Below are 12,034 nucleotides of genomic sequence, written 5' to 3'. Positions count from 1 at the left end.
CCGAGAGGCTCTGATGACGTACGCGATGCCCGCTCCCGTGTCCCGTCCCGAGGCCGAACCCCGCACGGCCTACCTGATCGCCAGCGGTGACCTGCGGCCGGCCGCCAACCGGGCGGGCTGGCCGACCCAGGTCGCGATGGAGGCGGCCGTCGCCGGGGTGTTCGCCGAGTTCGGCTGGACGCTGCGGCGCGTCCACCCCTACGACCCGGAGGCGGGTCACGGCTTCATCTCCAGCCAGCGCATGGGCCTGGAGGTGTTCCGGAACATCCCGGTGGAGGCCCCGCTCGTCGTGGCCGAGGCGGTCTGGCAGTACAGCCACCACGTGCTGGCCGGGCTGCGTACCCACCGGGGCCCGATCCTGACCGTCGCCAACTTCGCCGGGGACTGGCCGGGTCTGGTCGGGCTGCTCGGCCTCAACGCCGGGATGGCGAAGATGGGCGTGGCCTACTCGACGGTGTGGAGCGTCGACTTCACCGACGCCTGGTTCCGGGCCGGGATCAGGAGCTGGATCGAGACCGGCAGCATCGACCACGACACCGGCCACGTACGCCCGCTGCCCGCCCTGCCCGCCACCGCCGAGGTGGACCTGGGTCGGGCGCTGGCCGGGCAGCTCCTCGCCGACAAGGCCATCATCGGCGTCTTCGACGAGGGCTGCATGGGCATGTACAACGCGATCATCGACGACGAACTGCTCAACGGGATCGGCATCTACAAGGAACGGCTCTCGCAGAGCGCCCTGTGGGCCGAGATGCAGACGGTCGCCGACACCGAGGCCGACGCGATCGGCGAGTGGCTGACCGCCCGGGGCATGACGTTCCGGCTCGGCACCGACGAGGCCACCGAACTCACCCCGGCCCAGCTGCGCTGGCAGTACAAGATGTACGTCGCGGCGCTGCGGATCAGCGACGACTTCGGCCTCGACGCGGTGGGCATCCAGTACCAGCAGGGGCTCAAGGATCTGTCGCCCGCGTCCGACCTGGTGGAGGGGCTGCTCAACAACGTCGACCGGCCACCGGTGACGTCCCGCGACGGCTCCCGGGTGCTCTGGGAGGGGCAGGCGTTGCCGCACTTCAACGAGGTGGACGAGGGGGTCGCGGTGGACGCCCTGGTGACCAACCGGATCTGGACCGCGATGGGTCTCGACCCGGCCACCACCCTCCACGACGTGCGCTGGGGCGAGCGGTACGGGGACGAGTTCGTCTGGGTGTGGGAGATCTCCGGTTCGGTCCCGCCGTCCCACCTCGACGGGGGCTACGCCGGCGCCGAGGGCTGGCGGCAGGACCCGGTCTACTTCCCGCTGGGCGGCTCCACCATCAAGGGTGTCTCCAGGCCGGGGGACGTGGTCTGGAGCCGGGTCTTCGTCGAGGGCGGTCGGCTGCACGTGGACCTGGGCCGGGCCACCGCCGTCGCCCTGCCCGCCGAGGAGACCCTACGCCGCTCGACGGCGACCACCCCCGCCTGGCCGATCATGCACGCGGTGCTGCACGGGATCAGCCGCGACCAGTTCATGGCCCGGCACCGGGCGAACCATCTCAACGTCGCGTACGCCCCCGACGCCGAGACCGCCGACCGTGCGCTGCTGGCCAAGGCGGCGCTCTTCGACGCCCTGGGCGTCACCGTGCACCTGTGCGGCGAGGTACGGATCCGGGCGGGCGCGGACCAGGGCAATGCTGCCGCGTCGTACCCGGGCGACGGGGGTGACGGCCAGCCCTGACGTGACGGGGCCGACGGCCAGCCCTGACGCCACGGGGCGGCCGACCCGGGGCGGTGACGTTACCGCCGGCCCATCGCGGGTAGCCAGCCGGAGACCAGTGGTGGCCGCGGGAGCGGAGGCTCCGGCCGGCCACGGGACCGAGCGTGGCGTGGGTGGAAGGTGATCGTCGGTGACCAGCAACGGTGCGGGCTTCCAGCCGGTCGAGCGGACCAGGGTGGAGCTGTATCCCGCAGGCGTGCAGCCGGACCGGTGGCAGCCCGGGGACTTCCTGCTCACCCGGGGTGACAGCGTGACGGCGGCGCTGATCAGGTTCGGCCAGCGGCTCCGCATCCACGGCGAGGACCGCAGGTACACCTGCTGGAACCACGCCGCCCTGGTCGTCGGCGCGGACGGACTCCTGGTCGAGGCCCTAGGGGCCGGCGTCCAGGTGAGCCCGGCCAGCAAGTACCACGGCCGGGCGTACCATCTGGTGCGGATCCGGGCGGACGAGCAGGACCGCCGCGAAGTGGCGGAGTTCGGCCAGTGGGCGGTCCAGCAGCACTGCCGGTACGGTTTCGCCACCATCGCCAGCGTGGCGCTGACCCTGCTCACCGGCGCGAAGTTCAGCTTCTTCATCGAGGGACAGCTCATCTGCTCCGGGTTGGTGGCCCGGGCCCAGGAACGCACCGGTGTCCTGTTCAGTCGGGACCCGGCCCACATGTCCCCGGCCGACCTGGCCAAGTACTACCGGGTCGAGGAGGCCCTCGTCCGGTAGGCACAGTCGACGTCGGGAACCGGCCGTGCCGCGCGCCCCCGGCACCACCCCGCCGCCGTCGCCGGCCGGATCACTCGCCCCGCCGCTGTCGCCGGCCGGATCACTCGCCCCGGCGCTCGGCCCGCTGGTGGCGGGCGACCGCGCGGGCGTGGGCGACCGCGAGGAGCCGGTCGACCTCGGGCAGCAGCTGCGGCCCCGGCATGACGATGCTGCCGAAGCCGTGCAGCGCGTACCCCGGGTGCGGCACGACGGTGTCCAGGCGGGCGAAGTCGAACTCGTGCCGGTGCTGCTCGAAGTCCCGGGGAGGGAAGCCGAACAGCCGCTCGAACTCGGCCCGCCCCAGGTCGAGGTTGAGCCGGAACACGCCGGGACGGTCCAGCTGGGACGCCTCGTCGAAGCCGGGCACGTCGTGTTCCACGATGGTGGCGAACGGCTGGCGGCGGTCCGGGCCGACGTAGAAGAACCGGTCACCCCAGGCGGCCCGGGGTGACCCGTGCTCCTCGCCCGCGACGAGCTGCTCGGTGCCGGACAGCGCGAGGATCCGGTCGGCGAGCATGGCCGGGCCGGTGCCGGTGGGGACGTGCAGTACCGCGTCCGCGTCCGCGACGGTGGCCTCGTCGAGCGGGAAGTACCGGTAGTCGTGCGTCCGCTGCTCGGCCGGTTCCACCTCGCTGGCCCGGACGTACCGGGGAAGGACGCTCCCCCGGGAGAGCTTCCCCTCGTAGCTGGACGGGTCGGGCGCGTCGATGCCGAGCGCCGGGCTGGCCCCGAGGCTCCCGACGACCACCGCGTACCGGTCACCGAGCAGCGACCCGACGATCGCGCCGGCGCTGAACCACGCCACGTCCGTCCCGGCCATCGTCATCGTGCTGCGGTGCCGCTGGAGGTGCCGGTTGTGCGCGAAGACCAGCGTCGGCCCACGGTGCTGCTCGACCGAGCGGATCGCGAGCAGGTTCTCGGCCATCAGCGCGTCCCGGACCGCCACCAGGCGGCTGAAACGCTCCTGCTGTGCGAGCGGCGCGGCGGCCGCGGCGTGGTAGCGCAGCACCGCGACCGCCGCCGTCGCCCGCACGAAGGCCGCCCGCCAACCCTCGGGACGTTCCGGTGCCCGCAGGTACAGCTCGGTCAGCAGGTCGTCGGCGAGCACCCGCAGCCGCTGGGCGTCGGTCGAGCGGCCGACCGACCGGCCGGGCTCCCAGACCGCGGCCGGCTCGCTCCACCGGGCCTCGTCACCGACCAGCAGGTCGATCTCCGCTGCCCGGTCCTCGCCGAGGAACTCGGCCACCTGGACCAGGAAGCGTCGCGGGCTCGGCGCGCCGGTGATCTCCAGCGGCGCGTCGAAGCCGTGGAACGTCAGGCGTTCGGCGGCCGGTCGGCCGGCGTTCCACTCGCGCATCCACAGCAGCAGGTCGCGGTTGGCCGGGAGGGCCCCGAACTCGTGGCTGAACCCCTCGGCGAGGGCGCGGTCGAGGGGCACGGCGGTGGAGCCCCGGACGAACTCGTCGGCGATCAGCCCGGCAGCCTGGTCGCTCTCCAACGCGATCGACCGGTAGCCGCGCTCGACGAGCGAGGCGAAGAGCTGGTTGCGGATCTGGAGGAAGGCGGATTCGCCATGGGTGGGCTCGCCGAGCGCGAGCAGGGCCGGTGGTACGGAGAACAGGTCGGAAAAGGACGTCATCCCATCGACCGTATCGTTGAACCGCCCGTTGAGACTTTCACCGATCCGAGCGTGGTGGCAGCCGTGAAACCCTCCAACAGCGGGGTACGCCGACCGGCCGATCTGGCCCGCCCGCACGGCCTCTCCGCCCAGGCCGTGCGCAACTACGAGCGCGACGGCGTCCTGCCGCCGGCCGAGCGCAGCCCGGCCGGCTACCGGCGGTTCACCGAGGTGCACGCCCGGGCGCTGAGCGCCTACCTCGCGCTGATCGCGGGCCACGGCCATGCGACCGCCGGCGAGATCATGCGGGCGGTCAACCGGGGCGAGACCGACACCGCGCTACGCGTGATCGACCACAGTCACGCCCTGCTGCAACGGGACCGGGAAACCCTGGACGCGGTTCAGGCGGCCGTCGCGGTCCTCGCCGGGAGCCCACCGGAACCGCGGCGTCGCACCGCCCTGCCGATCGGTGCCCTGGCGCACCGGCTCGGCGTACGCCCCGCCACCCTGCGCAAGTGGGAACGGGCCGGGATCCTGCGCCCGGCCCGCGATCCGGCCACCCGCTACCGGGTCTACGCGCCGGACGACGTCCGGGACGCCGAACTCGCCCACCTGCTGCGCCGCGGCGGGTACCGGCTCGACCACATCGCCGACGTGCTGCGTCGGGTACGCGACGCGGGCGGCGCCGAACCGCTCGCCGGGTCCCTACGCCAGTGGCGGGACCGGCTCACCGGGCGCGGCCGGGCCATGCTCACCGGCGCCGCCCGGCTCGCCGACTACCTCGACAGCCGGGCCGGACCAGGGTAGGGCGGCGGTGCGGGACTCAGGCCGGCTGCGCCACCGGACGCCGGCCGGGGACGCGTTCGTAGCTGAGGTCGAAGTCCTTCCGCCAGGACGTGCCGCCGTCCTCGGACGCCTCCCAGCGGCCGACGATCCGGTCCTGCTCGACGTCGCCGACGAAACGCTGGTGGAAGTCGGGGTCGGCGCGGCTCATCGTCCAGTGCCCGCCGTCGAAGGTCATGGCGAACTCGCGGCAGACGCCGCGGTCGTCCTGGTAGAGGGCGACGAACCGGTCGTTCGCGTCGCTGCGGCCGAGGACGAGACCCAGCTCGGAGTGCGCGTGCCGGCCCCCGCCGAACTCCGACCGGACGACCAGAAGCGACTCCCCGAGCCATTCGACGATGGTGGTGCCGGGTACCTCGGTGTCCGGTGGTTCGAGGAACCAGGCGTCCGAGATCGTCGTCGTCCACTCGCCGACGAGCCCGCTGAGCTTCGCCATCTCGGGGTTGCGCATCGTCTCCTCCGATCGGTGCGACGCTTCGGTCGGACGCCTCGGCCCGACGCCTCGGCCCGACGCCTCGGTGCGGTGCTCCGGTCCGACGCTTCGGTCCGACGCTTCGGTCCGACGCTTCGGTCCGACGCTTCGGTCCGACGCTTCGGTCCGACGCCTCCGGCTCGGCAGTTCGGTCGGACGCCTCCGGCTCGGCGTAGGGGAGGTGCCGTCGTCGGCGTCCGCGATCGTCCGGGTCCGGACGACGCCGCCCGGTCGAGCACCATCGTAGGCACCACCGGACCCGTGAGCAGCGCACCTGGCCGCCGACACCCGGGTTCCGTACCGTCCGACCGGCTCACCGTCCACCCCCGATCCGGTGGGACCGGCGGACGGTAGGCTGCGGGCGGCGTCCGAGTGACCTGGGGGGAACGGGTGAGGGGCGGAACGGTTCACGGGGCGGCTGCGGCCTGCGGGGATCCGGCGTGAACGACGGGCTGCGTCCCGGCGACCCCGCCCGGCTCGGTGGGTACGAGCTGCTCGGTCGGCTCGGCGAGGGCGGGATGGGCAGCGTCTTCCTGGCCCGGTCGCCGCAGGGACGGCGGGTGGCGGTCAAGGTCGTCCGCCCGGAACTCTCGCACGACGACGAGTTCCGGGGCCGGTTCCGCAGCGAGGTGAACCGGGCCCGCCAGGTCCCGCCGTTCTGCACGGCGGAGGTCCTGGACGCCGACCCGGACCACGACCCGCCGTACCTGGTGGTGGAGTACGTCGAGGGTGCCAGCCTGGCCCAGCTGATCCGGGAGCAGGGGCCGCTGGGGGCCGGGGGACTGCACGGCATCGCGGTCGGGGTGGCCACCGCGCTGACCGCCATCCACGGTGCCGGCGTGATCCACCGGGATCTGAAGCCGGCGAACGTCCTGGTCGCTCCGGGTGGGATCAAGGTCATCGACTTCGGTATCGCCCGCGCGTTCGAGGCGACGAGCCGGCACACCCGGACCAACCAGATGGTCGGCACGGTGTCGTACATGGCCCCCGAGCGGCTCGACACGGCGGCCGGCCAGCCGGTGGGCCCGGCGTCCGACATCTTCGCCTGGGGCGCGGTGGTGGCCCACGCCGCGACCGGCCGCAACCCGTTCGGGGGTGACTCTCCCACCGCCACCGCGATGCGGATCCTCACCCAGCCGCCGGACCTGACCGGACTCGACGGGCCCCTGCGGGAGCTGGTCTCCCGGGCGTTGGAGAAGGATCCGGCCGCCCGGCCCACCGCCCGGGAGCTGCTCGACGGGCTGCTGACCGTGGCACCCGCGCGGGCCGACGCCGAAGGCGTCCGGCTCCCGGCCCCGCTGGCGGGTGCGCGCCCCGGTGCCGGTGCCGACGACCAGGGCCGGCCGGTGGCGTCGGCGGGCGTGGCCGACGGCGCGGACGCGGAGCGGCCTGCTGTGCTGGCCGGGGCGGGTGCGAAACGGCGTGGCTGGCTGGCCGGGGTGGGGGTGACCGCTGTGGTGGTCGCGGTGCTGGTGCCCGTCGCCCTGTTCGGCCCGGAACTGCTGAGGGGCCGGGCCGCTCCGGATCCGACCGGCACGGCGACCGGCGGGCCGACTCCGGAGAGTCCGACGTCCGCCGCGCCCGCCCCGGGTACGGCCAGCGGGTCGCCGTCCGCCGCAGCCGACCGTACCCGGGCCATGCTGGCCGGCCAGCGGCGCATCCTGCTGCACCTGGTGGAGATCGACCGCGACCTCACCCTGCCGTTCGACGGCCAGGTGCACGTCGGTGACGGGACCGGCGCCGACGCCCTGTTCATGCTCGACCCGGTCGGCGTCGACTACATGATCAAATCCCTGAACCCGGACGTCGCGCACCGGCCGTGCCTCGGCGTGAAGATCGATTCGGCGGGGTACGCGTCGCTGGTGGGAACCGACTGCCAGCCGACCGAGGCCACCCTGTTCGGGATCACCCGCGAGGGCCGGGACGACAAGGGCCGCACCTCCTACTCCATCATCAGCGACACCTACGGCGTGGTGCAGTGGAGCCCGGACGAGAAGAAGATCTACGTGGAGCATCTCGGCGACGCCGAGATCGGCACCACCTTCAGCCTGGTCGACCGGGGCGCGATCTGACCGGTCCTGCTCAGCTGACCGGGACGGCGGCGTCCCGCAGCGCCCAGAAGTTCGACCGGTACTGGTCGTGGATCGTCGCCGACTGGATACGCAGCAGGGCCTCGTCGTTCTCCCGGAGCGCGGCGTTGGAGTAGTTGTGGCTGCCGGTCATCACCCACTTGGTGTCCCTCTGCCCGGCGTACGTTCCCTCGATCAGCATGTACTTGGAGTGGACGATGTAGTCGCCGCTGATCCGGTACAGCCTGATCCGGTCGTGGCCGGACAGGATGGCCGGCACGTCGGCGTCGGAGTCGGTGTAGACGACCTCCACCCAGCATTTCCGGTCGGCCAGCTCGCGCAGCTTCGTGGCGATCGGGTTGCGGCTGAAGTACCACATACCGATCCGGATGATGGTGCGACCGGTCTCGGTGCCGGTGGAGGTGTTGCCCTCGCAGGTGACGTTCTCGTCGAGCATGTTGTAGATCGTGTCGGTGTCCTGGGTGGTGCCGGCGCGGGGGAAGAAGTACGACTTGGCGTTGCCGCTGGACGTGGTCCGGTAGTAGTCGTTGTTCTTGACCTGGGCGGCCAGGTCGCTGTGGTAGGCGGCGTACGCGTCGTAGACGGCGGTGTTGCCGACCAGCGTCACCGCGTTGTTCCAGTAGCGTTCGGCGTTGGCGTTGGTCAGGTTGGCCGAACTCTGCACGAGCACGTTCGTCGACCCGGAGGTGTTGGAGAAGAGAAAGAACTTGTTGTGCATGATCGGGGTGCCCAGATCGCCGATGCAGGCGCGTCCGCTGGTGCACACGGTGACCCAGGACGGGTTGGCCCGGTTGCTGCCCAGCCGGCCGGTCAGGCTGGTCACGGCGGGATAGTCACGGGATTCGCTGTCGACCACGACGCGGACGTTCACTCCCCGGTCGTGGGCGGCGATCAGGTCGTCGGACACCCGCGTCAGGGAGAAGTGGTAGATCGCCACCCGGATGGTGGACCCGGTGGCGGCCCCCCGGATCAACGCCTGGAGGTGCTCGACGACGGCGTACTGCTGACCGGCCACGGTCGGGTTGTTGAAGACGGCGCCCGAGGTCACCGCCGCCACCGCCGGGCTGCCCGGGGCCAGGAACGTGGCGGCGGCGAGACCGACGGTGGCGAGTAGCGCGGTGGTACGTCGCAGAAGCATGCCTTCTCCTCACTGGGATCTCATCGAGCTTCCTCGAAGCCCGGGACAGTCCACGATGTACCGGACGAGAGCCGCGAATCAACCGCGTTGTCGCACAGCCGATTCCTCGACGACGTCCGGTAGTGCGTGCTGTACCGGTGGTTCGGTAGCTGGCGGGATTCAGCACACGGCCCGGCCCGTCGAGGCTGGAGGCCGTACCCGCCAAGCCCGTCCGTCGAGGAGTTTCCCCATGACCCGCCGATCCTTCCCGCTGGCCGCCGGCGCGGTGGCCGTCCTCACCGCCACCGCGCTCGGCGCACCCGCCGCCACCGCCGCATCCGCCGACGCCCCGCAGCGCGACCGGGCCGACACCGTCCAGCACCGCCTCGACCGGCTGGTCGCCGAGGACGGTTTCCCCGGCGCGTTGGCCTCCGTCCGGTACGCCGGCGGGCGGGTCCGCGACTACACCGCCGGGGTCGGTGACCTGAACACCGGCCGGAAGGTCCCCACCGACGGCCGGGTACGCATCGGCAGCAACACGAAGACCTTCACCGCGGTGGTCGTGCTCCAACTCGTCGGGGAGGGCCGCATCGACCTGGACGCGACCGTCGAGCACTACCTGCCCGGGGTGGTACGCGGCAACGGCATCGACGGCCGGCGGATCACCGTACGGCAGTTGCTCCAGCAGACCAGCGGCCTGCCCGACTACGACGACGTGCTGTTCACCGTGCCGCAGGACCTGGTGGAGCTGAGCCACTCCTACTACGACCCCCGCCGGCTGGTGGACGCGGCGCTCACCCGGCCCGCGAGCTTCGCCCCGGGGCTGAGGTGGGAGTACAGCAACACCAACTACATCCTGGCCGGCCTGATCGTGGAACGGGTCACCGCGCGGCCCGTCGGCGAGGAGATCACCCGGCGGATCGTCACGCCGCTGGGGCTGCGCGACACGTACTGGCCGCAGGTGGGGGAGCAGCGGATCCCCGGCCGGCACCCGCAGGGGTACGTCGCGGTCGCCCCCGGCGCGCCGTGGGTCGACGTGACCCGGATGGATCCCTCCCTGGGCTGGGCCGCCGGCCAGCTGATCTCGACGCCGAACGACCTGCGCAGCTTCTTCGAGGCGCTGCTCGCCGGCCGGCTGCTCCAGCCCGCGCAGCAGCGGGCCCTGCTGACGACCGTCCCCGCGCCCGGGTTCGAACCCACCGACGGCTGGGCGTACGGCCTGGGCATCGCCCGGCACACCCTGCCGTGCGGCGGCCACGCCTGGGGCCACGGCGGTGACATCCAGGGCTTCGAGACGCGCAACCTGGTCACCACCGACGGACGCAGCGCGGTCGTCGCGGTGACCGGGCTCCCGACCTCCCTGGAGATGACCAGGAACGTCTCGGAGAGCGTCGACGCGGCGCTGTGCGCCACCACCCGCTGACCGACTGGGGACCCGACGGTGCTGCGCCGCCTACCCACGACCCTCGTGGAGGTAGCGCAGCACCGCCGTGACCCGACGGTCGGCGCGGTCGTCCGGCGGCAGTCCCAGCTTCGCGAAGATGCTGCGGATGTGCTTGTGGACCGCGCCGTCGGTGACGAACAACCGTTCGGCGATCGCGGTGTTGCCGAGCCCCTCCGCCATCAGCCCCAACACCTCCCGTTCGCGTGGCGACAGCCCGGCCAGCGCGGTGTCCGGCCGGCGGTGGCGGGCCAGCAGCTGCCCCACCACCTCGGGGTCGATCACGCTGCCACCGGCGGCGACCCGGTGCAGCGCGGCGAGGAACTCCTCGACCCGGCCCACCCGCTCCTTCAGCAGGTAGCCGAGCCCGGCGGCGTCGACCGAGAACAGTTCGGTGGCGAACGCCTGCTCCACGTACGCCGACAGCACCAGCACCGCGAGGCCGGGTCGCCGCCGTCGGGCCTCGACCGCGGCGACGATGCCCTCGTCGGTGTGGGTGGGCGGCATCCGCACGTCGACGATCGCCACGTCCGGGGCGTGCTCGTCCACCGCGGCCAGCAAGCCGTCCGGGGTGCCGGCGGTGGCCGCCACGGTCAGGTCCTCCGCCCGGAGCAGCAGCGCCAACCCCTCGCGCAGCAGGGCGTCGTCCTCGGCGATCACGATCCGCATGGCAGCTCCACGTGCACTCTCGTCGGTCCCCCCGGTGGGCTGGTCAGGGTCATCCGGCCGTCGTACGCCTCGACCCGCCGACGGATGCCGGTCAGGCCGGAACCGCGTGCCTCGTCCGCGTCGCCGTGCCCGTCGTCGGTGACGGTCACCAGCAGCCGGTTCCGCTCGCGGCGCACCACCACGTCCACCCCGCCCGCGCCGCTGTGCCGGACCGCGTTGGTCAGCGTCTCCGCCACCACGAAGTACGCGGTGGCCTCGACCGACGCGGCGCAGCGCACCGCCACGTCCACCTCGAGCCGGCACGGCACGACGCATCCACCGGCCAGCCCGGCCAGCGCCCCGGCCAGGCCCCGGTCGTCCAGCACCGGCGGCAGGATGCCCCGCACCACCGTACGCAGTTCACCGAGCGCCTGTTCCGCCGCGTCCTGGGCCTGCCCGAGGATCTCGTCGGCCCGGGACGGGTCCCGCCGCAGTGCCCGCCGCGCCGCCCCGAGCAGCACGGTGACCGCGACCAGCCGGTTCTGGGTGCCGTCGTGCAGCGACCGTTCGATCCGGCGCAGCTCCACCGCGTGCGCGTCCAGGGCGGCGGCCCGGGTCGCGGTGAGCTGGGCGATCCGCAGCGACAGGTCGGCTCCGGGCGGGGGAGTCAGCAGCCACCGTCCCGGCCCGGCCTGGACGCGCGCCAGCAGCGGGCTGATCCACACCACGACGACCAGCCAGCCCACGCCGCGTACCCCGACCGCGAGCGCGTCACCCAGCCCGTCGATCCGCCACCCGCCGATCCCCGGTGGGCCGACCCCGGGCGGGACCAGCCGGTACCACAGCGGAAAGGTGAGGTCCTGCACGGCGTACAGCGGGAGCGCCAGGCCCAGCAGGCCGACCCCGAAGCCGAGCAGCGCGTGCACCGCGACCCAGCCCGACTCCCGCCGGATGGCGGGGTCCCGCACCGCCGCCCGTAGTGGGGCCGGCACCGGCCCCGGTGAGACGACCGGGCCGTCCCAGCGGGACAGTCGGGCGCGTTCGCGGTCGGCCACCGCCCGCACCGTCCGCAGCGCGCCGGGCACCAGCAGCAGCCCCACCCCGACCAGGCAGGCGGCGGCGACGCCGAGCGCCCAGAGCAGCGCCCCCACGGCCAGCAGCGCGGTGCCCAGGCCGCCGACGAGGTGTTCGAGCGCGTCGACCGCGGCCCGGACCCGGTCCCGCACGTAGCCCATCCGCCCACCTCCGGCGTCACGATAGGTCACCCCGGTCCCGGTCCGGCAGGGCCGTCGGTGCGG

At 73.1% G+C, this 12,034-nt stretch carries 10 protein-coding genes; 5 read left to right on the top strand and 5 right to left on the bottom strand.

From position 1 onward, the window contains the following. The first annotated feature begins 13 nt into the window (after positions 1-13). Together PVK37_RS25430 and PVK37_RS25425 are read left to right on the top strand one after the other, a co-directional pair. On the top strand, positions 14-1,714 hold the full coding sequence (locus PVK37_RS25430) for a fucose isomerase (RefSeq protein WP_275030333.1): 1,701 nt from the start codon (positions 14-16) through the stop codon (positions 1,712-1,714). A gap of 169 nt (positions 1,715-1,883) precedes the next feature. After that, entirely contained in the window at positions 1,884-2,468 is a 585-nt protein-coding gene (locus tag PVK37_RS25425) for a C40 family peptidase (RefSeq protein ID WP_275030332.1), read from the top strand. Positions 2,469-2,568: 100 nt separating this feature from the next. Here PVK37_RS25425 and PVK37_RS25420 read toward each other — a convergent pair whose 3' ends face one another. After that, the gene (locus PVK37_RS25420) at positions 2,569-4,146 is read right to left on the bottom strand and encodes a DUF6194 family protein (protein ID WP_275030331.1); all 1,578 of its coding nucleotides are present in this window, start codon (positions 4,144-4,146) and stop codon (positions 2,569-2,571) included. A gap of 54 nt (positions 4,147-4,200) precedes the next feature. Between PVK37_RS25420 and PVK37_RS25415 the strand changes: the two genes are divergently transcribed. Further along, positions 4,201-4,932 carry a TioE family transcriptional regulator gene (locus PVK37_RS25415; protein WP_275035229.1) on the top strand — a complete coding sequence of 244 codons (732 nt, stop codon included), beginning with the start codon at positions 4,201-4,203 and terminating at the stop codon, positions 4,930-4,932. 16 nt (positions 4,933-4,948) lie between these two features. Here PVK37_RS25415 and PVK37_RS25410 read toward each other — a convergent pair whose 3' ends face one another. Then, positions 4,949-5,419: a hypothetical protein gene (locus PVK37_RS25410; RefSeq protein WP_275030330.1), complete on the bottom strand. Its 471-nt coding sequence runs from the start codon at positions 5,417-5,419 to the stop codon at positions 4,949-4,951. A 461-nt stretch (positions 5,420-5,880) separates the two neighbouring features. Here PVK37_RS25410 and PVK37_RS25405 point away from each other — a divergent pair, with 461 nt between their 5' ends. Next, entirely contained in the window at positions 5,881-7,512 is a 1,632-nt protein-coding gene (locus PVK37_RS25405; RefSeq protein ID WP_275030329.1) for a serine/threonine protein kinase, read from the top strand. Between the two features lie 10 nt (positions 7,513-7,522). On the opposite strand, the gene PVK37_RS25400 is transcribed toward PVK37_RS25405, so the two are convergent. Then, positions 7,523-8,668: a phospholipase D-like domain-containing protein gene (locus PVK37_RS25400; protein WP_275030328.1), complete on the bottom strand. Its 1,146-nt coding sequence runs from the start codon at positions 8,666-8,668 to the stop codon at positions 7,523-7,525. A 229-nt stretch (positions 8,669-8,897) separates the two neighbouring features. Between PVK37_RS25400 and PVK37_RS25395 the strand changes: the two genes are divergently transcribed. Further along, complete coding sequence (locus tag PVK37_RS25395) at positions 8,898-10,070, top strand: serine hydrolase domain-containing protein (protein WP_275030327.1); 1,173 nt, start codon at positions 8,898-8,900, stop codon at positions 10,068-10,070. Positions 10,071-10,100: 30 nt separating this feature from the next. On the opposite strand, the gene PVK37_RS25390 is transcribed toward PVK37_RS25395, so the two are convergent. Together PVK37_RS25390 and PVK37_RS25385 are read right to left on the bottom strand one after the other, a co-directional pair. Beyond that, positions 10,101-10,757 (bottom strand): response regulator transcription factor, encoded by a 657-nt coding sequence (locus PVK37_RS25390; protein ID WP_275030326.1) that lies wholly within the window; start codon positions 10,755-10,757, stop codon positions 10,101-10,103. Beyond that, positions 10,745-11,971, bottom strand: a complete 1,227-nt coding sequence (locus PVK37_RS25385; RefSeq protein WP_275030325.1) for a sensor histidine kinase — start codon at positions 11,969-11,971, stop codon at positions 10,745-10,747. Before PVK37_RS25385 ends, PVK37_RS25390 begins: the two co-directional genes overlap by 13 nt. Between the last annotated feature and the right edge of the window lie 63 nt (positions 11,972-12,034).

Source organism: Micromonospora cathayae, from assembly GCF_028993575.1.
In the GTDB taxonomy this organism is placed as follows: domain Bacteria; phylum Actinomycetota; class Actinomycetes; order Mycobacteriales; family Micromonosporaceae; genus Micromonospora; species Micromonospora cathayae.
The sequence above is the reverse complement of the archived record's forward strand: the minus strand, read 5'-3'. Positions and strand labels throughout refer to the sequence as shown.

What these genes read in the sequence shown, in the direction of transcription:
- PVK37_RS25410 (WP_275030330.1), bottom strand. Translation starts at nt 5,419, where the DNA reads ATGCGCAACCCCGAGATGGCGAAGCTCAGCGGGCTCGTCGGCGAGTGG.
- PVK37_RS25420 (WP_275030331.1), bottom strand. Translation starts at nt 4,146, where the DNA reads ATGACGTCCTTTTCCGACCTGTTCTCCGTACCACCGGCCCTGCTCGCG.
- PVK37_RS25395 (WP_275030327.1), top strand. Translation starts at nt 8,898, where the DNA reads ATGACCCGCCGATCCTTCCCGCTGGCCGCCGGCGCGGTGGCCGTCCTC.
- PVK37_RS25400 (WP_275030328.1), bottom strand. Translation starts at nt 8,668, where the DNA reads ATGCTTCTGCGACGTACCACCGCGCTACTCGCCACCGTCGGTCTCGCC.
- PVK37_RS25385 (WP_275030325.1), bottom strand. Translation starts at nt 11,971, where the DNA reads ATGGGCTACGTGCGGGACCGGGTCCGGGCCGCGGTCGACGCGCTCGAA.
- PVK37_RS25390 (WP_275030326.1), bottom strand. Translation starts at nt 10,757, where the DNA reads ATGCGGATCGTGATCGCCGAGGACGACGCCCTGCTGCGCGAGGGGTTG.
- PVK37_RS25430 (WP_275030333.1), top strand. Translation starts at nt 14, where the DNA reads ATGACGTACGCGATGCCCGCTCCCGTGTCCCGTCCCGAGGCCGAACCC.